General features: G+C 61.2%; 17 protein-coding genes. 10 read left to right on the forward strand and 7 right to left on the reverse strand.

Annotated features, from left to right (window positions below; genetic code table 11):
* Together AAFH49_RS06585 and AAFH49_RS06590 are read left to right on the forward strand one after the other, a co-directional pair.
* Window positions 1–1,700 (forward strand): alpha-amylase family protein (locus AAFH49_RS06585; RefSeq protein ID WP_342296758.1); only part of this gene is annotated, 1,700 nt, incomplete at its 5' end.
* Window positions 1,701–1,793: 93 nt separating this feature from the next.
* Complete coding sequence (locus tag AAFH49_RS06590) at window positions 1,794–3,212, forward strand: MFS transporter (RefSeq protein ID WP_342296760.1); 1,419 nt, start codon at window positions 1,794–1,796, stop codon at window positions 3,210–3,212.
* Between the two features lie 77 nt (window positions 3,213–3,289).
* On the opposite strand, the gene AAFH49_RS06595 is transcribed toward AAFH49_RS06590, so the two are convergent.
* The 5 genes from AAFH49_RS06595 to thrA form a co-directional block, all read right to left on the reverse strand.
* On the reverse strand, window positions 3,290–4,594 hold the full coding sequence (locus tag AAFH49_RS06595) for a protoporphyrinogen/coproporphyrinogen oxidase (protein WP_342296762.1): 1,305 nt from the start codon (window positions 4,592–4,594) through the stop codon (window positions 3,290–3,292).
* Between the two features lie 247 nt (window positions 4,595–4,841).
* On the reverse strand, window positions 4,842–5,543 hold the full coding sequence (locus AAFH49_RS06600) for a c-type heme family protein (RefSeq protein ID WP_342296763.1): 702 nt from the start codon (window positions 5,541–5,543) through the stop codon (window positions 4,842–4,844).
* A gap of 59 nt (window positions 5,544–5,602) precedes the next feature.
* Window positions 5,603–6,898 (reverse strand): threonine synthase, encoded by a 1,296-nt coding sequence (thrC, locus tag AAFH49_RS06605; RefSeq protein WP_342296764.1) that lies wholly within the window; start codon window positions 6,896–6,898, stop codon window positions 5,603–5,605.
* Between the two features lie 159 nt (window positions 6,899–7,057).
* Entirely contained in the window at window positions 7,058–7,990 is a 933-nt protein-coding gene (locus AAFH49_RS06610; protein ID WP_342296766.1) for a homoserine kinase, read from the reverse strand.
* An 89-nt stretch (window positions 7,991–8,079) separates the two neighbouring features.
* Entirely contained in the window at window positions 8,080–10,554 is a 2,475-nt protein-coding gene (gene thrA, locus AAFH49_RS06615; RefSeq protein ID WP_342296767.1) for a bifunctional aspartate kinase/homoserine dehydrogenase I, read from the reverse strand.
* 349 nt (window positions 10,555–10,903) lie between these two features.
* Here thrA and prfA point away from each other — a divergent pair, with 349 nt between their 5' ends.
* Both prfA and AAFH49_RS06625 read left to right on the forward strand, forming a co-directional pair.
* Window positions 10,904–11,977, forward strand: coding sequence for a peptide chain release factor 1 (prfA, locus tag AAFH49_RS06620; RefSeq protein WP_342296769.1), 1,074 nt, complete (start codon window positions 10,904–10,906; stop codon window positions 11,975–11,977).
* 228 nt (window positions 11,978–12,205) lie between these two features.
* Window positions 12,206–13,768: a hypothetical protein gene (locus tag AAFH49_RS06625; RefSeq protein WP_342296770.1), complete on the forward strand. Its 1,563-nt coding sequence runs from the start codon at window positions 12,206–12,208 to the stop codon at window positions 13,766–13,768.
* 15 nt (window positions 13,769–13,783) lie between these two features.
* Here AAFH49_RS06625 and AAFH49_RS06630 read toward each other — a convergent pair whose 3' ends face one another.
* Window positions 13,784–14,365, reverse strand: coding sequence for a hypothetical protein (locus AAFH49_RS06630; protein ID WP_342296771.1), 582 nt, complete (start codon window positions 14,363–14,365; stop codon window positions 13,784–13,786).
* Complete coding sequence (gene gpmI, locus AAFH49_RS06635) at window positions 14,358–15,902, reverse strand: 2,3-bisphosphoglycerate-independent phosphoglycerate mutase (RefSeq protein WP_342296772.1); 1,545 nt, start codon at window positions 15,900–15,902, stop codon at window positions 14,358–14,360. Before gpmI ends, AAFH49_RS06630 begins: the two co-directional genes overlap by 8 nt.
* Before the next feature lie 171 nt (window positions 15,903–16,073).
* Between gpmI and AAFH49_RS06640 the strand changes: the two genes are divergently transcribed.
* From AAFH49_RS06640 to AAFH49_RS06665, 6 genes are all read left to right on the forward strand, one after another.
* Window positions 16,074–16,475 (forward strand): DUF4783 domain-containing protein, encoded by a 402-nt coding sequence (locus tag AAFH49_RS06640; protein WP_342296773.1) that lies wholly within the window; start codon window positions 16,074–16,076, stop codon window positions 16,473–16,475.
* Between the two features lie 85 nt (window positions 16,476–16,560).
* Window positions 16,561–17,433, forward strand: coding sequence for a carboxylating nicotinate-nucleotide diphosphorylase (nadC, locus tag AAFH49_RS06645; RefSeq protein WP_342296775.1), 873 nt, complete (start codon window positions 16,561–16,563; stop codon window positions 17,431–17,433).
* An 86-nt stretch (window positions 17,434–17,519) separates the two neighbouring features.
* Entirely contained in the window at window positions 17,520–18,152 is a 633-nt protein-coding gene (locus AAFH49_RS06650; protein WP_342296776.1) for a hypothetical protein, read from the forward strand.
* Window positions 18,153–18,179: 27 nt separating this feature from the next.
* The gene (locus AAFH49_RS06655) at window positions 18,180–18,545 is read left to right on the forward strand and encodes a hypothetical protein (RefSeq protein ID WP_342296778.1); all 366 of its coding nucleotides are present in this window, start codon (window positions 18,180–18,182) and stop codon (window positions 18,543–18,545) included.
* A gap of 184 nt (window positions 18,546–18,729) precedes the next feature.
* Window positions 18,730–19,479 (forward strand): ZIP family metal transporter, encoded by a 750-nt coding sequence (locus AAFH49_RS06660; RefSeq protein WP_342296780.1) that lies wholly within the window; start codon window positions 18,730–18,732, stop codon window positions 19,477–19,479.
* 160 nt (window positions 19,480–19,639) lie between these two features.
* Complete coding sequence (locus AAFH49_RS06665) at window positions 19,640–22,438, forward strand: substrate-binding domain-containing protein (protein WP_342296782.1); 2,799 nt, start codon at window positions 19,640–19,642, stop codon at window positions 22,436–22,438.
* The last annotated feature ends 253 nt before the right edge of the window (window positions 22,439–22,691 follow it).

A 22,691-nucleotide genomic window follows, 5' to 3' on the forward strand; every position in this document is an offset into this window, starting at 1 on the left:
ATAATAAGCTCGTCATCTACCAATTGATGACGCGCCTGTTCGGAAACAAAGTGGCGCTGAACAAGCCCTACGGCACCATCACGGAGAACGGCTGCGGCAAATTCAACGACATTACCGATAAGGCCCTCGAAGAAATCAAGGGCATGGGCGTGAGCCACGTGTGGTACACCGGCGTGATTGAGCACGCCACCATGACCGACTACACCAGCGCCGGCATCCCAGCCGACGACGCCGACGTGGTGAAGGGCCGCGCCGGCTCGCCCTACGCCATCAAGGATTACTACGATGTGGCCCCCGACCTGGCCGTGACGGTGAAAAACCGCATGTCGGAGTACGAAGCCCTCATCAAACGTACCCACGACCACGGCCTGAAAGTCCTCATGGACTTTATCCCGAACCATGTGGCGCGGTCTTATAAGTCGGATGCCAAGCCCCAGGGCGTGGTGGATTTGGGTGCTAATGATGACAAAAGCAAGGCTTTCGCGCCCAACAACAACTTCTACTACCTGCCCGGCAAAGCCTTCGTGGTGCCTGCCAACTACAACCCGCTCGGCCCGCTGAAAGGCCCGCGCGAGGACGGCAAGTACGCCGAGAACCCCGCCAAAGCCACCGGCAACGACGTTTTCTCCGAAGCACCGAGCGTGAACGACTGGTTCGAAACCGTGAAGCTGAACTACGGCGTGGACTACGTGAACGGCCGCAAAACCTACTTCGAGCCCGTGCCCGATACCTGGAAGAAGATGCGCGACATCCTCGTGTTCTGGGCCGGCAAGAACGTGGACGGTTTCCGCTGCGACATGGTGGAAATGGTGCCCGTCGAGTTCTGGGCCTGGGTCATTCCGGAGCTGAAAAAGGCGAAGCCCGGTCTCGTGTTCATCGGCGAAGCCTACAACCCCAAGGAATACCGAACCTACCTGGAGAAAGGCCATTTCGATTTCCTGTATGACAAAGTGGGCCTCTATGACGACCTGCGCAAGCTGATGCGCCAGGAAGGCACCACCGAGGACATCACCAAAGTATGGAAAGAGGAAAGCAACGGCTTCTCCTCGCACATGCTGCGCTTCCTGGAAAACCATGACGAGCAGCGCATTGCCTCGCCGGATTTCGCCACCGACCCGCGCCGCGCCATCCCGGCCATGGCCGTGGCGGCTACTCTGGCCAGCGGCCCAGTGATGCTCTATTTCGGGCAGGAAGTGGGCGAGCCCGCTCGCGGTACCGAAGGCTTCAGCAGCGAGGACGGCCGCACCAGCATCTTCGACTACTGGGGCGTGCCCGAGCACCAGAAGTGGCTGAACCAAGGCAAGTTCGACGGCGGCAAGCTCAGCCCCGAGCAGAAAAGCCTGCGCGACTACTACCGCCGCCTCCTCACCCTCACCAGCAGCAGCGAGGCCATCCGCAAGGGCCGCTTCTACGAATTGCAGGACGCAAACAACCTGGGCAAGGAGTACAACCAGCGCCACCTCTACACCTACCTGCGCTACACCGACAAGCAGCAGCTGCTCATCGTGGTCAATTTCAGCGCCGACAAAACCTACAAGCCTACCCTCAACATTCCCGCCGAGGCCATGACAGCCATGGGCCTGAGCACCAAGAAATTCTACACCTACACCGACCTCCTCGCCGACGGTGAGCCCCGCAACGCCCTCAACCTGACGTTGGCCCCGCTCTCAGCCCATATTTTCGAGATAAAGGCTCGGTAACACTGCCTGATTATTCCGGCGAATCAGTAAATTCGATAATCGCACTGCGCTCATTTTCAGGGCGCATCTCCCACATTTCTTCTCCACTTCCACATGGCTGCTCCCACCGCCGTCGCCACCTCCTCCAGTACCCGCGAAAAACCCCGGCTTAGCTTCTGGCAAATCTGGAACATGAGCTTCGGCTTCCTTGGCATTCAGTTCGGCTTTGCGCTGCAAAACAGCAACATGAGCCGAATTTTTGAAACCATGGGGGCCAAAACCGACGAAATTGCCTTCCTGTGGCTGGCCGCGCCCATCACGGGCCTACTGGTGCAGCCCGTCATCGGCTACCTCTCCGACCGCACCTGGAGCCCGCGCTGGGGCCGCCGCCGGCCGTTCTTCTTCGTGGGGGCGCTGCTGGCCTCGCTCGCGCTAATCGTGATGCCCAACGTGACGGCCCTGTGGATGGCCGCCGGGATGCTCTGGATTCTCGATTCGAGCATCAACATTTCGATGGAGCCTTTCCGGGCGCTGGTCGGCGATTTGCTGCCCTCGCAGCAGCGCACCACCGGCTTCGGGGCCCAAACGTTTTTCATTGGCGTGGGGGCCATCGTGGGCTCGTCGCTGCCCTGGATGTTCGCCAACTGGTTTGGCATTTCCAATACGCCCGAGCCCGGCCACATCTCGCTTTCGCTGAAATACGCCTTCTACGTGGGCGGCCTGGTGTTCTTCCTAGCCGTGCTCTGGACCATCCTGCGCACCAAGGAATACCCGCCCGAAAACCTGGCCGAATTCGAGGCCGAGAAGGCCCGCACCGCTGGCTTCGCCAACGGCTTGAAAGAGTCGTTCGAGGGCATCTTCCACATGCCCAAAACCATGCGCCAGCTGGCCGTGGTGCAGTTCTTCTCGTGGTTTGCACTGTTTTCGATGTGGATTTATACCACCCAAGCCGTCACCAGCCACATTTTCCACACCACCGACACCACTTCGGCCCTCTACAACAAAGGCGGCGACTGGGTGGGCGTGTGCTTCTCGGTGTATAACGGCCTGTCGGCGGTGGTGGCGCTGCTGCTGCCCGTGGTGGCCCGCGCCACCAGCCGCCGCTTCACCCACATGCTGGCCCTAGTGATGGGCGGTGTGGGGCTAATTTCGATTTATTTCATCCAGGATTACCACTACATTCTGGTGTCGATGGTGGGCGTGGGCATTGCCTGGGCCAGCATCCTGAGCGTGCCCTACGCCATGCTGGCCGGCGCGCTGCCGTCCAACAAAATGGGCTACTACATGGGCGTGTTCAACTTCTTCATCGTGATTCCGCAGGGTGTAGCCGGCCTGATTCTGGGGCCGCTGACGAAGCACGTGTTTCACGACCAGCCCATCTTCACGCTGGTACTCGGCGGCGCGTCCATGATAATCGCGGGCCTGCTGACCCTGCGCGTACACGACGCCGACGACATCCGCCTCCCCGCCGAGCCAGAGCCCGCCGAATCCCTCGGCTACGATGCCCTGCCCCCCGCCAACCCGCAAGTGTAACTGTTATTTTTGAATACAAAAAGGCCCGTTTCTTCAGTGAAACGGGCCTTTTTTATTGTGATACAACTCTGGTCAAATTAGCTTTTGACAATCATCTCGGCCACTTCGCGGCCGGTGGCCAATGCCGCGTTTAGCGAGGGATAGGAGGTCCAGTCGCCGCAGCGGTAGAGGTTGTCGGCCAGTTTCAAGGGTTGCTCCACGGGCTGACCGGGCAGGTACACGGGCAGCGCTGCCGGAATGCGATAGGTGCGCAGATGCTCCCACTGCCGGGCGGCCGTCCCGAACCAAGCGGCCAGCTCCTCACGCAGGCGGGCCGTCAGCTCCTCTTCGCCAAGGCTGCGCTCGCCGTGGGTGCTCACCGATATCAGGGCGCGGCCGGCTGGGGCGTACGCGCCGCTCACATCGGAGGGGAAAGCCACGTTGTGAGCCAGGCACGAGGAGGCCGCGTTCAGGCGCAGCAGCTTGTCGTTGCGGCCCGGCGAGTGGCCGCCGGGCGTGGCAAAGTACGTGCAGGTGGTGATGCGGGCCGCCGTGGGAAAGCCGGCCGGCTGGGCGGTCAGGCTGTCGTCGGGGTTGCCGCTGCGGCCGCCCAGCAGGCGCAGCGTACTTAGTCCATCGGTGGCCAGCACCACGGCCGAACCTTGCACTACCTGGCCGGTGGTGAGGCGGACATGCGTGCCATCGACCACGCCGGCTACCGGCGAATTGAGCCGCACGGTGCCGACGGGCAGACGGGCCGCCAGCTGCTCGGGCAGCTGCTGCATGCCCAGGGCGGGAACGGCCGCCTCGCCGGTCACGAACTGCTGGAACACGAACTCGAAGAAATTGCTGGCCGTGGTCAGCTCCCTATCGAGAAAAACGCCGCCGAAAAATGGCTTGAAAAACGAGTTTATCATCTGTTCGCTCCAGCCGTAGCGTTGCAGGAAGCCGAGGGTATCGGTGGCCGGGCGGGCCAGCAGTTCCTCGGGCGTATACTTCAGCACGTGCCGCACCAAGCTGAGGATGCGGAGCTTGTCGGGCAGCGTGCCGATGGGCGATTTGAGGGCCGAAAGCGCCGCCAACGGCGCTTGCAGTGGGTTTTGCAGGGTGGTTTCCTGCCCATCGGCCAACCGTATGACGGCCCCGGAGCGGAAGGCTTTCAGATTGAGTACGCCGTAGTCGAAGATGCGCCGGGCCTCGGGGTAGTTGGTGAGCAGCACCTGAAAGCCGCGGTCGAGCCGGAAGCCTTCGGGGGTAATATCGGTGCGCACGCGGCCGCCCACGGCGTCGGCCGCATCCAGAACAAGCACGGCGTGGCCAGCACGGTGCAGCCAGGTGGCGCAAGCCAGCCCGGCCATGCCCGCGCCGATGATGATAACGGGTTTGGAATCAGAAGAAGTCATAAGGAAACAGCAGACAGGGTTTCGCGCAGCGTTTCCTTGTTTCACGTCACGGAGCGCGAAAGGTTGGGCTTACCGCAACTGTTTGGCGTGTATTGTTTTCATCGACTGTCATCCTGAGCACCGCGAAGGACCTTATTACATCAAACATTTTGCAGCAATTCTAACGGCGCAAATGTGACAAGGTCCTTCGCTGCGCTCAGGATGACAGGAATGCCCAACTGGTAGCAGTGGCCTGATGCCCTCGCCCTCAAAACAGCTTCGGCATCTTGTGCTCCTTCCATTTCTTGCGCGTTTTCATCGTCCAAAACTCGGCCACGCCGGGGCGTTGCAGGCTGAGCTGCCACGCACCCATGGGCTGGCCCAGCCGGTAGCCAGTGGCTTGGTCCTGCGGGAATTTCTGCTTGATAACCGCGTAATCAGCCGCCGAAATATCCTTGCCGACTTCGCCGTGGCACCGCAGGCATAATTGGTTATTAAGCACAATAGGCCGCTGATAGAAAAACACCTCCTGCGACAGCCGCTTGATGGTGCGCACCGTGTCGGGCTGCATTTCTTCGGCCAATAGCGGGACCTGGCTGGCAGGGTTGCGCGGCCGCTCGCTCACGCGGTGGGCCGTGGCCTTGAGCACGCCGGCCAGGGAATCGACGGCCCCGTAGGTTTCTGGTTTGCAGAAGGCCATTGCGTGGGCCACGCCCCCGGCGGCCAGCTCGCGGGCCAGGGTACGGCGTAGCAGCGAGTCGGCGGTGGCGGTGAGGGAATCGCCGGCCCAGCGGGTGGCGTGCAGCAGGTCCTTAGGCATGATGCGCTTCACCTCCCAGTTTTCGGCCTCGATGCCAATGCGCTTGCTGTCCTTGAGGTGCTCCACTTGGTCGGGGCGGCAGGCGGTGAAGGCCAGGGCCAACGCCGGCAGGGCAATTTTATACAGCAGGTTTTTCACGGAAGCAGGCATTGGGCTGATTTTACGCAAAGGTCCGAACCGCCGCCCCAATGGCCCAAGCTGCCGCCCGGCTACATCAGGTAGGCTTTCAAATCTTCGTAGTTAACCGCCAGCGACACGCTTCGTTTGGCCCGCCCCTGCAAAGCCTGCACCACGGCCGGCAGTTCGATGGCCCGGCCGAGAATGGGCTCTACTACATCAGGAAATTTCACGGGGTGGGCCGTGGCCAGAATCAGGCCCGCTGAGCCCGGGTGCTGGGCCTGGTAGCGGCGCAGGGCCGTATAGGCCACCGCGCCGTGCGGGTCGAGCAGGTAGTCGTCGCGCTCCCACACCTGCCGGATGGCGGCTACGGTATCGGCGTCGGTCACGGTGTCGGCGCTGAGGGCGGCGCGTAGCTTGTTCAGGTCGTTATCGAACAGCTCCAGAATACGCACGAAGTTGCTGGGGTTGCCCACGTCCATGGCATTGGAGAAGGTGGGCACGGCCGGGCGCGGCGTGAACGTGCCCGTGCGCAGGTACACCGGCACTGGCTCGTTAGCGTTGCAGGCCGCGATGAAATGCCCCAACGGTAGCCCTGAGGCTTGGGCCAACAGCCCTGCGCACAGGTTACCGAAGTTGCCGCTCGGCACCGAAACCACCGGTGCGGGTGCCCCAACCGGCCACTGCTGCATGGCAAAGCAGTAGTACAGTTGCTGCGGCAGCCACCGCGCCACGTTGATGCTATTGGCCGACGTGAGAAAGCGCTTCTGCGCTAGCTCGGAGTCCAGAAACGCCTGTTTCACCAGCGCCTGACAGTCATCGAAAGTGCCGGCTACTTCCAGCGCCGTGATGTTCTGGCCTAGCGTGGTGAGCTGCTGCTCCTGCACCGGGCTCACCTTGCCCGAGGGGTAGAGGATTACCACCTCCACACCCGGCACGCCCAGGAAGCCGCTGGCCACGGCCCCGCCGGTATCGCCGGAAGTGGCTACCAGCACGGTCACGGGCGGCGTGTCGCCGCGCTGGGCGAAGTAGCCCAGACAGCGGCTCATAAACCGCGCCCCCACGTCCTTAAACGCCAAAGTCGGCCCATGAAACAGCTCCAGCGCCGACACCTCCGCCGCCACCGGCACCAGCGGAAACTCAAAATCTACCGCCTCGGCGCAGATACGCTGCAAGTCGGCCTCGGCGATGGTGCTGCCCACGTAGGGCCGCATCACATTAAAGGCCACGGTGGCCTTGCTCAGGCTACGCAGCTCGTGCAGGAAGCCGGCCGAGAATTTCGGAATGCTTTCGGGGAAATACAGGCCGCCATCCGGGGCCTGACCGGTGATGGTAGCGGTGCGGAAATCAACCAGCGGCGACTGGTGGTGGAGGCTGTAGTATTTCATTTTTTGTTATCTGTTATCTGCAGAAAGCCCGTCATGCCGAGCGCAGCCGAGGCATCTCGCGTGCTGTAGTAACTCATTCGTGAAGCCGATAATAATTAGCGGTAGCACGCGAGATGCCTCGGCTACGCTCGGCATGACGGGCTTTTTATTCTCTGAAATCTATTCCTCCTCAACCGCCCGTGCTCCCGTCGTGCCCACCGGCCCCACGTACACGTTGCATTCAATCTTCAGCTCCGTAAACACGCTGCCCATCGCCTCGCCCACGGCCTGCGCCGTTGCCTCCGTCCGGTTCAGCATGAAAATCGAAGGCCCCGAGCCCGAAATACCGCCACCAATGGCCCCCGCGGCCAGCGCCCGCATCCGTGCCTCCGCCAGGCCGGGGATGAGCGGCAGCCGCGCCGGCTCCACGATGTAGTCGTCGAGCGAGCGGCCGATGAGGTCATAATCAGCTAGCAGGAATCCTGATACCAGGCCCGCCACGTTGGCCCACTGGCGCACGGCCAAGCCCAGCGGCACGGTGGCCGGCAGCACCTTGCGCGAGTCGCTAGTTTTCACCTCAATCTGCGGGTGCACCACCGCCACCCACAACGGCGGCGCGGGCAAGGCAATAATATCAATGACCGGCTCCAGCGCCCGCACCACCGTGAAACCGCCGAAAATGGCCGGCGCGATGTTATCAGCGTGGCGTGCGCCGGAGGCCACGGCCTCGCCTTCCATCGCAAAATCCACCAGCTGCATTTTGCTGAAGCGGTTGCCCAGCAGCGCATTGGCAGCCACCACGGCCCCGGCGGCACTGGCCGCGCTGCTGCCCACCCCACTGCCCGGCTTGATACCTTTGGTGATTTCCAGCTCGAACCCCACGGCTTCCGGCACCTGCTTTAACAAAGCCAGTAGCGCCACTCCAGCCACGTTGTGCAGCGGGTCGGTGGGAAGGTTGTACGGGTCGTGGTGCTGAATGCGGATGCCCGGCTTATCGCTGCGGGTGAGACGAATAATGTCGTAAGGCTCGGCCAGGGCCAGGCCGAATACATCGAAGCCGCAGCCCAGATTGGAGAGCGTGGCGGGGGAGTGAACGAGAACGGAATCAGGCATAGTAGCGCGGACTTTTAGTCCGCGAGTAAGCAGGTTGAGTAATGGTTAGACGAGCATAGAACCACATAGTCGCGGACTAAAAGTCCGCGCTACAGCCTTGCGGCGCGAATGATATCCGCAAATACGCCCGAGGCCGTGACCTCCGCCCCTGCCCCAGCGCCCTTCACCACCAGCGGCTGGTCCACGTAGCGGTCGGTGTAGAAGAGCACCACGTTGTCCTTGCCGCGCAGGTCGTACAAATCGTGTCCGAGCGCTACAGTTTGCAGGCCCACGGCGGCGTGCCCATCAGCGTAGCGAGCCACGAATTTCAGGCGCTTGCCGGCGGCAGTGGCGGCGTCATAGAGGGCACGGAAGTGGGCTTCGTGCGCCGCCATCTGGGTGTAGAAGGCTTCCACATCGCCTTCGAGGCATGCGGGCGGCAGGAAGGTATCGATTTCGATTTCGCTCATTTCCATTACCTGGCCGGCTTCGCGGGCGAGGATGAGGATTTTGCGGGCCACGTCCGAGCCGCTCAGGTCGAGGCGCGGGTCGGGCTCGGTGTAGCCTTCGGCCTGGGCCTGGCGCACCACCTCGGCGAAGGGCCGGGAGCCGTCGTAGTTGTTGAACACGAAATTGAGCGTGCCGGAGAGCACCGCCTCCATGCGCCGCACCACGTCGCCGCTGCGCGTGAGGTCGTTCAGCGTGCCGATGATGGGCAGGGCCGCGCCCACATTGGTTTCAAACAAGTAGCTGGCGTTGAATTCCTTCGAGAGGCTTTTGAGCTTGGCATAATGCGCGTAGTCCGACGACGCGGCCACCTTATTACAGGCTACGATAGCCACGCTTTTGGCCAGCAAGTCGGCGTAGATACTGGCGGCGGCCGGGTTAGCCGTCACGTCCACGAAGATGGAATTGCGCAGGTTGCGGGCGATGATGAGTTGGGTGAATTCCTCCAAAGTTTGGGCCGGGGCTTGCGCCAGTTCCTCGGGCCAAGCAGTCAGGTCGAGGCCGTTTTCATCGACCAGGCAGTGGCGGCTGTTGGCAATAGCCACCACGCGCACCTGCAAACCCAGCTTTTCGAGCAAGTGCGACTGCTGCCGCGCCAGCTGTTCCAGCAGCTTGCTGCCCACGTTGCCGGGGCCGAGGATGAACAGGTTGACCTGCTTCTTGGTGGCCTCGAAAAAGGCCTCGTGCAGCACGTTGATGGCCTTGCGCACGTCGGCGGCACGAATCACCGTCGAGATATTCTTCTCCGACGCGCCCTGCGCGATGGCCCGGATATTCACCCCATTCTGCCCCAGCGCGCCAAACAGCTTGCCGCTGATGCCGGGGTGGTTTTTCATGTTCTCGCCCACCAGCGCCACGATGGCGAGGTCGGTTTCGGGCCGCAGCGGCTCGATGCGGCCGGCCGCGATTTCCGTGGCAAACTCCTCATCCACGGCCAGCTGGGCGGGCGCGGCATCCTGCGCGTTCACCCCCACGCAAATGGAATGCTCGGAGGAGCTTTGGGTAATGAGAATCACGTTGATGCGCTCGCGGGCAAGGGCTTCAAACAGCCGCTTCGAGAAGCCGGGGATGCCCACCATGCCGCTGCCTTCCAGATTTAGCAGCGTGAGGTTGCCGATGCTGGAAATGCCCTGCACCACGGCCGGCGTGCGCGGCGGCTCCACTTCCACCAGCGTGCCGTAGTCGTCGGGGGCGAAGGTATTTTTTATCCAGAGCGGAATTCCGCGTTGCATCACTGGCTGAATAGTAGGCGGATAGAGCACCTTCGCGCCGAAGTGCGACAGCTCCATGGCCTCCTGATACGAGATGTGCGCAATAGGCCGGGCGCTGCGCACGAGGCGCGGGTCGGCGGTCATCATGCCGCTCACGTCGGTCCAGATTTCCAGCACTTCGGCATCAAGGGCGGCAGCGAGCAGGGCGGCCGTGTAGTCGGAACCGCCCCGGCCCAGCGTGGTGGTAGTACCGTGGGCATCAGCCGCGATGAAGCCGGGTACTACCCAGATTTTTGCCAGGTTTTCGGCTTTAAAGGCGGCTACTTTCTCTTCCGTGGTGGCCATATCAACTTCGGCCGTGCCGAAGCGCGAATTGGTGCGGATAAGCTGCCGGGCATCGGCCCATATGGCATCTAAACTCTGCACTTTGGCCACAGACGCAATGAGGTGCGACGACAGCAGCTCGCCGTAGCTCATGAGTTTATCCAGCGTTCTGGTTGATAATTCACCCAACGCGAAAATGCCGTTGCACAGGCTGGTCACCTCTCCAAACTGGGCTACCAACTGGCCTTCGGCGGCCGTGTGCGCGGCGGGCAGCAGTTCCTGCACGGCCGTGTGCGCGGCGGGCAGCAGTTCCTGCACGGCCGTGCGGTGGCGGGCGGCCAGCTGTAATAAAGTATCGCGGTAGCCCGCGTCGCCCGCAGCGGCGGCCCGGCCCGCGCCAATCAGGGCATCAGTAGTCCCGCCCAACGCCGATACGACCATGACGACTGGTGCGCGTTCAGCGGCTCTGGCTACAATGGCCAGCGATTTGCGGATATTCTCGGCAGAGGCCACCGACGTGCCTCCGAATTTCAACACTTGCATTGCAGTTTCTGGTTGGTGAAGTAGCGGTGCCGCTTGGGTGGGAAGTGCGAAACCAGAAGAGTTTGAGAGCTTGAACGAGTATGGCTGAGGGCGTAAAAAAAGCTGTTTGGCGGGGTGAGCACCGGGATGAAATAGCTGTGCTACCCCACCGCCCGGCCCCGGCCGCGCCCAAACAGACGGGCGCAATGTAGGGCGCGCCGGGGCCATTTTCCGCATCCATTCGGCGGTTTGTTTGGTGCGCTGGCTTGCTAGTAGTATTCACCTGACTAAGCCAGCGAACCAACGTACTGAATAGCGGTGTTTAGAATCCGTATCTTTGCCCACTATCTGATTATTTCCCGAACACCCGATGCTCGATAAACTAGAAGCCATCAACCAGCGCTACGAAAACGTCAACGAAGAGCTGATGCAGCCCGACGTGATGTCGGACCTGAAGCGCTACAAGTCCCTGAACAAGGAGTATAAGGAGCTGGGCAAGATTGTGGCCCAGTACCGCAACTACCAGCAGGTGCTCAGCAACATCGAAAACGCCCGCGAAGTCATTGCCACCGAAAAGGACCAGGACTTCCGCGAGATGGCCAAGGCCGAGCTCGACGAGCTCCAGCCCGAGCAGGAGCGCCTCGAGGAAGTGATTAAAGACCTGCTGCTGCCCAAGGACCCCAACGACTCGAAAGACGTCATCATGGAAATCCGGGCCGGCGCGGGTGGCGACGAAGCGGCCATTTTTGCCGGTGACTTGCAGCGTATGTACATGCGCTTTGCCGAAAAGCAGGGCTGGAAAATGGAGCTCATCGACGCTATGGACGGCACCGCCGGCGGCTACAAGGAAATCATCGTGGCCGTGCGCGGCGAGGATGTGTACGGCAAGCTGAAGTTCGAATCGGGCGTGCACCGCGTGCAGCGCGTGCCGGCCACCGAAACCCAGGGTCGTATCCACACCAGCGTGGCCTCCATCGTGGTGATTCCCGAAGTGGAAGAATTCGATGTGGAACTGAACATGAGCGACATCCGCAAGGACTATTTCTGCTCCAGCGGCCCCGGTGGCCAGTCGGTAAACACTACCTACTCGGCCGTGCGCCTCACCCACTTGCCCTCCGGCCTCGTGGCCCAGTGCCAGGACCAGAAATCGCAGCTCAAAAACTTCGACAAAGCCTTGGCCGTGCTCCGCTCCCGCGTGTACGATATGGAGCTGGCCAAGAAGAACGAGGCCGACGGCATCGTGCGCAAAAGCATGATTGGTGGCGGCGACCGTTCGGATAAAATCCGCACCTACAACTACCCGCAGGGCCGCGTGACTGACCACCGCATCGGCTACACAGTGTATAACCTGGCCAGCGTGATGGAAGGCAACGTGGACGACTTCGTGGAGCAGCTCCGCATCGCCGAAAGCGCCGAGCGCCTGCAGGAAGGCGTGACGAAATAAGCAGAACGACCAACTCCCCTCCTTACCAAGGAGGGGAGTTTTTGCGAAGCAAAAACGGGGGTGGTTGCGGGTGTTGAACGATGCCGGAACTGCTTGCGCATAATGCTCTCATATACTTATTTCCCAGCGTTCGGCGTTCACGCCCACAACCACCCCAGCGTCCGCTACGCGGCCGCGTCCCCTCCTTGGTAAGGAGGGGAGTTTGCCCCGCCTGCCCAACGCCTGCTTATGCGCCACCTCTTCCCGCTGTTTCTGGTCCTGAGTTGTTTGCTCACCTTCCTGCCCGGTTGCGAGCCGAAAGAGGATTTGGTGCAAACCTCCGGCAGCCTGGAGTTTGCCACCGACACGGTGAAGTTTGACACGGTGTTCACCACCATCCAGACGGTGACGAAGCGGCTGTGGGTGTACAACCGTAACAGCGGCGCGGTGAAAACCGATGTAAGCCTCGCCGGCAAGCTGGGCACCACGTACTCGCTGATTATTAACGGCGATGCCGGCCCGAGCATCAGCGGCATCACCATCCGGGGCAAGGACAGCCTACTAGTGCTGGTGCGAGCCGTGCTGGGTGACAACGGCAAAGACATTAAACCTTTCTTGTTGGAAGACCAGGTGAATTTCCGCACCAACGGCAACGAGCAGAACGTGAAAGTGCTGGCCTTCGGCCAAAATGCCTATTTCCACCGGGCCGATTACATTACCGCTAACACGACTTGGCGCACGGACAAGCCCCACGTCATTATTAATGCGAACAAAGTGCTTCCCGGCGCAACTACGCCTTCCTTATTTGGGGTACTCGTGGGCCAGGGTGTCACCCTAACTATTCCTAAAGGAGCCCGCATCTATTCCCACGCTGGCTCTTACATTCAGGTGAATGGTACGTTACGAGTTAACGATGACTTCGTGCCCGGCACCGGCCTTACTGATACCGTAAAGGCCAAAAATCTCAACCTCGTCCGTTTCCAGGGCGACCGGCTGGAGCCGTTCTATGCCGACATTCCCAGCCAGTGGGGCGGCATCATTTTCACCAGCACCAGCCGCAACAACAGCATCCGCTACGCGGAAATCAAGAACGCCACGTTCGGCGCATTGCTCTACAACCGCGATGCGTTGCCGGCTCACCCCAATCTGACGCTGAACAACACCGTTTTCCGGAATATCTCGGGGTCGAATGTCTCCTTTGCCAATGCGAACCCCGGCACCGGCGGCGGCGTCATCAGCTATTCCGGCGATGTTACGGCCACCAACTGCCTCTTCACCAACTGCGGCGAATACGCCATGGTAGGCATCGGCGGCACTTATAATCTGAACTTCTGCACCATCGCCAACTACACGCCCGCATTTCGGCGCGAAACCTCTTCCCTCACGTTCACCAACGTGGACGATGCCCTGAAGAACCCGCCGAAAATGACCACCAGCGTCACCATCCGCAATTCCATTGTGTGGGGTTCTTTTGAGGATGAGCTGTTTTTGCAGAACAACGGTGACGCCGGTTTCACCTTCAATATCCTGAACTCGCTGCTGCGCACCAAGGAATATCAGGCTACTACTGATGCCACCGGCAAGCCTGGCCTGGCCCTCGCCGCCCGCGCCAATATCGTCAACAAAGACCCGCTGTTCGTCCGCACCTCGCTCACCAGCAGCCAAGCCGATTACAGCCTCCAGGCTACCTCGCCGGCTACCTCGCCCCGCCAGCCCATAGCACCAGGTTCAACAATACTTTTACGCGACCTCATCAATCTGCCGCGCAACAACCCGAATATGCCCAGCCTGGGTGCCTACGAGCACAAATAAGCCGTGCCGGTAGCCTTACTCTACTCGCCCGGCCGCCGAGTAGCGCAACGTATCAAACAACACCAACTTCTGGGTTCCCACCACCTCGTAAGTGCGCAGCTGGCCATTTTCCAGCTGCACACGCAGCTGCTTCTGCGCCGAAAACAACGGGTTATTCTGAATAATAGTAGCCGCGATTTCCTGCGGCACCGCGCCTTGCTGCACCACCGTCAGGCTGGCCACGGGCGCATTGGGCTGGCCCGGTAGCCGCGTGTAGGTGTGGCGCAGCAGCCCACCGGGCAGCGCCACAGAATCCACGGCGTAAGCCCCGCGCAGGGCGGCTTTATTAATGTCGGCCTGAAAGAAGATTTGGAGCTCGTCGTTCCACTTCACGGTGGGCACGCGCACGGTTTCGGGCGCGTTGCCACGTAGGCTCACGTGCTTGGTCACGGCGGCGTGGCGCTGCTCCAGCTGCGCCACCTGCCGCGTGAGCAGGCCTTTCACATCGAAATACAGCGGCTTGCGGGCGGCGGGCGCGGCCGGGCCGGCCTCGCCGCAGCTGGCCAGTAGCACCACACCCAACGCCCACCCGCCTATCGCCAGGCCGCGCTTACGCATTCGGGGCGGTGCTGGGCCGCAGGATGCTTACGCCCGTCATCTCGGCTGGCTTGGGGATGCCCATCAGCTCCAGGATGGTGGGGGCCAGGTCGCCGAGCTTGCCATCGGCCAGGGTGCCGTGGTAGTCGTTGTCGGCCAGGATGCAGGGGACCAGGTTGGTGGTGTGGGCGGTGTTGGGCGAGCCGTCGGCGTTACGCATAAACTCGGCATTGCCGTGGTCGGCTATGATGATGCTGGCGTAGCCAGCTTCCAAGGCGGCTTCTACCACGGCGCGGGCGCAGGCGTCGGTCGTTTCCACGGCCTTCACCACGGCCTCAAATACGCCTGTGTGGCCCACCATGTCGGGGTTGGCAAAGTTCAGCACCACGAAATCAGCCGACTTGGCCTTCAGCTCCGGCACCAGCGCGTCGCGCAACTCGGCGGCGCTCATTTCGGGTTGCAGGTCGTAGGTCGCCACTTTGGGCGAGGCCCGCAGGATGCGCGTTTCGCCCTCAAACTCATTTTCCCGGCCACCCGAGAAGAAGAACGTGACGTGCGGGTACTTCTCAGTTTCGGCAATGCGAATCTGGGTTTTGCCGTGCGCCGCCAGCACTTCGCCAAGCGTATTGTTCAGGTTGTCCTTCTCAAAAATGGGCGTCACGCCCACGAACGTATCGTCGTAGTTGGTCAGCGTGAGGTAATGCAGGTTGAGGCGCTGCATCTGGAAGGCGTTCATGTCCTGCTGGGTCAGCACTTCCGTAATTTCGCGGCCCCGGTCGGTGCGGAAGTTGAAGCACAGCACCACGTCGCCCTCCTGAATGGTAGCCAGCGGCTGGCCATCGGCCCCCGTCTTCACAATGGGCTTCAGGAACTCATCCGTCACCCCTTCCTTATACTGTTCCTGAATGGTTTGAATCAGGTTTTGCGAAGGCGTGCCGATGCCGTTTACCAGCAGGTCGTAGGCAACTTTCACCCGCTCCCAGCGGCGGTCGCGGTCCATGGCGTAGTAGCGGCCCACCACCGAGGCGATTTTGGCCCCGCTGCGCACCATCGATTCTTCCAGCTCGTTCACGAAGCGCACACCGCTTTTGGGGTCGGTGTCGCGGCCATCGGTGAAGGCGTGCACGAACACGCGCCGCACACCCGCCTCGTGGGCAATGGTGCAGAGCGCCTTCACGTGGTCGATGTGCGAGTGCACACCGCCATCGGAAAGCAGGCCGATGAGGTGCAGCGGCTTATCATTGGCAATGGCGTAGTCGAAGGCTTTCACCAGCGCGGGCATCTGGCCCAGCTTACGCTCCCGAATGGACTTGCCGATGCGCACCAACTCCTGGTCGACTACGCGCCCGGCCCCAATGTTCATGTGCCCCACTTCGGAGTTGCCCATCTGGCCCTCCGGCAGGCCCACAGCTTCGCCCGACGCCTGCAGCGTGCTGTGCGGAAACCGCTGCAACAGCTCGTGAAAGAACGGCGTACTAGCCGCGTCTACTGCCGAAACTGCCGTGTTCGGGGCAATGCCCCACCCATCCAGAATTACCAATAATACCTGCTTACTCATGCTGCAAAGATACGGCGGGTCCGCGCCTCTGGTTGAAATTTTCTACCTTCGTACCCGCTTTAAGTTGGGACATTTTTCGGCTGCTTTTCGGCTCGGCTGAAGCCATTCATTACTTACTGGCACCATTTTCGCTTGACTGCTTTTGTGTATGACGCACTTATTACCCTTATAATGAAACGCTATTTAATTAGGACTCTATTCATCGGATGGCTGTTCCTGCTCGGTTCTGTCGCGGCTCACGCGCAGGCCGATAACCTCGGAGCCGTTCGGTCGGCCTTGCGCAACGCCTCTTCCCGCGAGTTGTCGCAATATTTTGCTGCTACCGTTGAAATTGGTTTCGATGGGGATAAGCAGGGCTACAACGCCACCCAGGCCGAAATTGTCATCAAGGATTTTTTCGGCAAGACCGCGCCCAGCAGCTTTGAATTTATTCATCAGGGCGAAAGCCAGGAGCATATTCAGTACGCCATTGGCCGCTACGTGGGCCGCAGCGGCACCTACCGCGTGTATGTGAAGCTCAAACCCTCGCGCGGCGCGCCGGTGATTGACACGCTGGATTTCACGAAAGAATAACCTTAGCCCCGGCCCCCACAGGCCGGGGCTTTTTCGTGAGAATCTTCCGCTTTATTGGCCGCCGCAAGGGCCGTACCTTTGCGCCGTGCAAACTCCCTCCGCTTCCTATTCTTATCTCACGCCCGAAGCGCTGACCACCTTCATCCGCACGGCTTTGGCCGAGGATGTGGGCGACGGCGACCATTCGGCCCTGGCCTCCATTCCGGCCGATGCCCGCAACCGCGCCCATCTGCTGGTGAAAGGCGAAGGCATTCTGGCCGGCATGGCCTTGGCTCCGCTCATTTTCAAGGAAGTGGATGCCTCGCTGGTGGTCACGCCCCTGCTTGCCGATGGCGACCGGGTGAAGCATGGCGACATTGCCCTCACCGTGGAAGGCCCGGCCCGCAGCATTCTCACCGCTGAGCGACTGGTGCTCAACTGCATGCAGCGCATGAGCGGCATCGCCACCTACACCGCGCACCTGAACACGCTGCTGGCCGGCACCTCGGCCAAGCTGCTCGACACGCGCAAAACCACGCCCAATTTCCGCATCTGCGAGAAGTGGGCCGTGCTCATCGGCGGCGGCGTGAACCACCGCTACGGGCTGTTCGACATGATTATTCTTAAGGATAACCACGTCGACTACGCGGGCGGCATTGCGCAGGCCATTGCGGCCACGCACGCCTACCTCGCCAAGACTGGCCGGCAGCTCCCCATCGAAATCGAAACCCGCTCGCTCGATGAAGTGCAGCAGGCCCTGGACGCGGGCGGCATCGACCGCATCATGCTCGACAACATGAACCCCGACCAGCTGCGCGAGGCCGTGGAACTCATCGCCGGGCGTTTTCCGACGGAAGCCAGCGGCGGCATCACCGAGAAGACCATTGCCGAAGTAGCCCGCACCGGGGTTGATTATATTTCAGTGGGTGCCCTCACACACTCCGTCAAAAGCCTGGATTTGAGCCTGAAGGCATTTTAGTTGTCGGTTGTTGGTTATCAGTTGTCAGGGCATGGCCCATCAAAACTGAGACTAACAACTGACAACCAACAATTAACAATTACCCCATGAACCAACCTAACCAACGCGGCGGCGGTGGCGGCTTCCGCCAGGCCCAGCAGGCTCCGTCGCTGGCCATTCGCACCAAGAAAACCCAGCTTACCACCGACACCTACACCAAAATGGTGATGGGCGAAGTGTGGAAAAAAGACTGGGTATATGCCCTCATTCCCTTCGCGCTGGGGCTGCTGCCGGCCATTTTTGTGCACTCGTGGTGGTGGATTGTGCTGGCCGTGGTGCTCACTATTCTGTTCGTGCTATTCCGCTCGGCGCAGGTGACGGGCGTGACGCAGATGGAGCAGAGCAAGCCCCTGTTTGAGCGCATGGCGTTTGAGATGGACAACAAGCAACTGTTGCTGCGCGTGGGCCCGGAGAAGGAAGGCAAAGCCATGCAGCTGACCTGGGACATGATTGGCCGGGTTCGCCGCGATGTGGATGCCTACGTACTGTACCTCAAGCCCGGCACGCCCCCGGAGGGCATGGCGGCTTGGCGTTTGTGGCTGGCGCGCACGTTCGATGTGCCGGTGTTTTTACATTTGCCTTTCAAAATTTTCAACGCCGACAACGACCGCCGCTTGTTTGAGTCGATGTTGCGCCGCAAAAACCTGCTGCCCGCCGAAGCCGGCGCGGCCACCGTCTAAATTTCAACCCCTGCTAATTTTACTTCGATGAAATTGACCTCCACCCTGTTGCTGGCTGTTTCCGCCGCTACTTTGGCCCTGACTTCTTGCAGCAGCGAGCCCTCCGACTGGCGCCCCGATGAGAAAGTATCGACCGACGTGGTAGCCCCCGGCACCCGCGACGACGAGAACTTCGACCACTCGGTGCCGAACGGCTCCATCGAAAACGCCAACTCGCCCCTGATAAAAGAGGCCAAAGGCGAAGCTGCCGAAACCGAAGCCAAGCACCCGGCCGCTGAGTCGGCCATCTCGGCCAACGCTGAGGAAGGCATGCGCAAGCGCGGCCAGTTGCACGACGCCGGCAAATCGGGCCAGGCAGACACGGCCGAAAACGGCCACCAAATCCAGCGCTAAGGCGCGCTGATTTTCAGGTTTCTCTCGTTTGGGTGGCAGCTTTGCCCGCCGGCTGGCGGTAGCAGAGCTGCCGCTTTGCGTCATTTCAGAATGAAGAATGAGGAATGAAGAATGAGGAACTGACGCTTGTGCTGTCAGTCCTTCATTCTTCATTCCTCATTCTTCATTCCTCATTCTTTACTGTATGGGGTTTGCAATTTTTCTGCTGCTGCTCACGGTGCTGGGCGCGGGCGCGGCGGCAGCCTGGGTGCCAGTGGCGCGCGGCGGGCAGTGGCTGAAGCCGCTGCTGGCCTTTAGCGGGGCGTATCTGTTCACGCTCACGGTCACGCACATTCTGCCCGAGGCGCTGCAATTGCTGCCCGAACACCCGACACGGGTAGGCTACTGGGTGCTGGCCGGCTTTTTTGGGCAATTGCTGCTGGAGGTGCTCTCGCAAGGCGTGGAGCATGGGCACGTGCACCACGAAGCCGCCCACAGCCCGCACGAGGGTGTAGGCAGGGTGCCTTTTTTGCTGCTGGCAGCGCTGGTGGTGCACTCGTTTCTGGAAGGCAGCATTCTGGTGCACAGCCCGGAAGTGGGCCAAGTGAGCCAGAATTTCTACGCCATTGTGGTGGGCGTGGCGCTGCACCACATGCCAGCGGCCTTTGCGCTGGCCACGCTGCTGCGGCTGCGGCTGGGCAGCTTCCGGCGGGTGTGGCCGGGGCTGCTGATTTTCGCGCTGGCCTCGCCGGTGGGTATTATCATCAGCAACTATGTAGTGCTCTCGCAGCTGCTGAGCAGCGGCTGGTACGCGGCGCTACTGGGGCTGGTAGCGGGCAATTTCCTGCACGTTTCGACCACCATTCTGTTTGAAACCAGCCCGGAGCACCGGCTCAACTGGCCCAAGCTGGCGGCCACGCTGGCGGGGTTGCTGCTGGCGCTGGCCGTGGCGTGAGCCGACAGGGTGAGCTTAAGTTAGAAATAGTAGCGTGGATTTTATCGTTGCGGGCAGCATGTTAAAATAACTACCCTTATTTACATCTTATTTTTCTGCTAAACACCACTCATGGTGCTTCTAAAGAGAAGGAGGTGTAACATCCAATATGCGCGATAGAATGCCTTATACGTTTACCAGTGTCCGCCTAATTGTTGGGTGGGTGCTGTGCATCGGCTTGTTCTTGGGCAGGGCAAGCAGTCCAGTCCAAGCCGCCCCTCCGCGGCACTACACCATCGGGTTCTCGCAATGCACCACCGGCGATGCCTGGCGGCAAGCCATGCTGGCCGGCATGCGTAAAGAGCTGAGCTTCTACCCGAATGTGACATTCCGCCTGAAAGACGCGCGCGACAATAGCAACCGCCAGCAGCAACAAATTCAGGAATTTCTGAAGGAGGGAATTGACCTCTTAATTGTATCGGCCAACGAAGCCGAGCCCGTAACGCCGGTGGTGGAGGAAGCTTTCAATCGCGGCATTCCGGTGGTCATCCTGGACCGGCGCATTGCCTCCAAGTTGTACACGGCCTACGTGGGAGGCAACAACCTGGAAATAGGCCAGGCTGCGGGGCGGTACATCGGCAGCCTGCTCGCTGGTCGCGGAAATGTATTGGAAATCGAAGGGCTGGCCGGGGCATCGCCGGCCGTCGACCGGCACCGCGGGCTGGCCAACGCCCTGGCGGCCTACCCCGGCCTTCACCTGGTGGCCCGGGTGCAAGGCGACTGGAAGCGGCCGTCGGTGATTACCCGCCTGCCCGCCGTGCTGCGGGCCCACCCCGAGGTGAATGTGATTTTTGCGCACAACGACCGCATGGCCCTGGGGGCCTACCAGGTGTGCAAGCAGCTGGGGCTGGACCGCCGCATCCGGGTGGTGGGCGTGGACGGGCTGCCGGGCCTGCACGGCGGCATTCAGTTTGTGCAGGACGGCGTGCTGACGGCTACGCTGCTCTACCCGCCGGGCGGCGAGGAAGCCATTCGCACGGCCATGAACATCCTGGAGCACCGCCCCTATGCGAAGGAGAATATTCTCGGCACCATGGTTATCGACTCGACCAACGTGCTGACCATGAAGATGCAAACCGAGCAGCTGTCGAGCCAGCAGCAGGACATTCAGCGGCAGCAGCGGCTGCTGCAGCAACAGCGCGATACCTACGCCAGCCAGCAAACCGTGCTGTACGTGCTGGCCGGGGCGCTGCTGGTGGCAGCGGCGCTGGGCCTGCTGGCGTGGCGCGCGCTGCGGGCCAACCGCCGCATTACCCGCGTGCTGGCCGGGCAAAACGATGAAATCCGCTCTCAGCGCAACCAGATTCAGACGTATGCCGAGCGGGCGAAGGTGGAGACCGAGGCCAAGCTGCGCTTCTTCACCAACTTCTCGCACGAGCTACGCACGCCGCTCACCCTCATTCTGGGGCCGGTGGAGGAAATGCTGACCAGCGGCACTTCCTTTGATGCGGCCCACCGCCACGACCTGGGCCTGGTGCGCCGCAACGCCCAGCGCCTGCTGCGCTTGGTGAACCAGCTCATGGATTTCCGGAAGATTGACGTGGGCAAAATGCCGGTGCACGCCACCGAGGGCAACCTCGTGGCCTTTGTGCGGGAAATCCTGGATTCCTTCGAGAAGTCGGCCCGGCAGAAGGGGGTGACGCTTTGTTTTTTGCCCGCCGAGCCCGTCATCAGCCTGCCCTTTGATGTAAACATTCTGGACAAGGTGTTCTTCAACCTGCTGGCCAACGCCCTGAAATTCACCCCGGAGCACGGGCAGGTGACCGTGAGCATTGAGGCCCTGCCCACTGAGCGCACCGTGCGGGTGAGCGTGGAAGATACCGGCCGGGGCATCAGTGAGCAGGACCAGGCGCACATCTTCGAGTGGTTTTACCAAGGGCAGCACCCGGGCGCGCAAGGCTCGGGTATGGGCCTGGCCCTGGCTCTGGGGCTCACCCGTTTGCACCTGGGGCAGCTCACGTTTGCGAGCCGGCCGGGCCAGGGCAGCACCTTTGTGGTCACGCTGCCCCTCAACCTGCCGGATGCGCTGCTGGCACCGGGCAAAGCCAGCATGCCCAGCCTGGGGCCGCTGGTAGAGGAAGCCCTGGTGGCGGCCCCGATGGCGACCGATGAGGACTTCGAAGCCCGCTTTGCCACCGGCGAAGGCCGGGACGCGCTGGTGCTGATTATCGAAGACAATGAGGAGGTTAACGCCTTTCTGGCCCAGAAGCTGCGCCCGCATTTCCAGATACGCACGGCTACCGACGGAGCGGCGGGCCTGCGCCTGGCCGCCGAGTTGATTCCCGACCTCATCGTGAGCGACGTGATGATGCCCGAAGTCAGCGGGCTGGAGCTGGTGGTGCAGCTAAAGGGCGACTGGCGCACTTCCCACATTCCCATTGTGCTGCTCACGGCCCAGGGCGCGCCCGAGCAGCAGGTAGAGGGCGTGCAGGCCGGGGCCGACCTCTACCTCACCAAGCCCTTCAACCCCACCTTCCTGCTCGAAAGCCTGCGCACGCTGCTCGGCAACCGCGAGCGGCAGCGCGAGCACTTCCGCCGCGAACTGAGCGTGGACACGGCCACCGTGGCCCCGGCCCAGCGCGTCGACCAGAGATTTCTGGCCACCTTCTCGGCCATTGTAGAGGCCAATCTGGAGCGGGCCGACCTGAGCGTGGAGGACGTGGCGCGCAGCTTGGGCATCTCGCGGGTGCAGCTCTACCGCAAGGTGAAGGCCGTGCTCGGCACCAGCCCGACGGACTTTATCCAAAGCGTCCGGCTTACCAAAGCCCGCCAGCTATTGCTTGATGAATCCCTCACCATTGCGGAGGTGGCTTATCAATTGGGGTTCAATTCGCCCTCCTACTTCTCCACCAGCTTTAAGGGGCGTTACCAGATTTCGCCTTCCGAGTACCGCGCCTTACACATTGCGCCCGTGGGCTGAACGGAAAGTGAAAGCCAGGTAACATGGGTGTAATCTGAAATAGATTCCCAATCGTTTGCAATGACGTAAGTAGTTGACAATCAAAAAACAAAATACATTTCATGCAGTGAACGAATAGTTAACGCTTTTGAGAGGATTGAGCAAGCCCGCCGGGGATTGCCGCCGGAAATTTGAATCATCAATCAACCCGCTGCTTAGGGTAGCCGGGAGGTGACTGGTTCTTTTCTCTGCTGTTTCATCCCACTCAAAAACG

Source organism: Hymenobacter segetis (assembly GCF_038448715.1).
GTDB classification, from domain to species: Bacteria; Bacteroidota; Bacteroidia; order Cytophagales; family Hymenobacteraceae; genus Hymenobacter; species Hymenobacter segetis.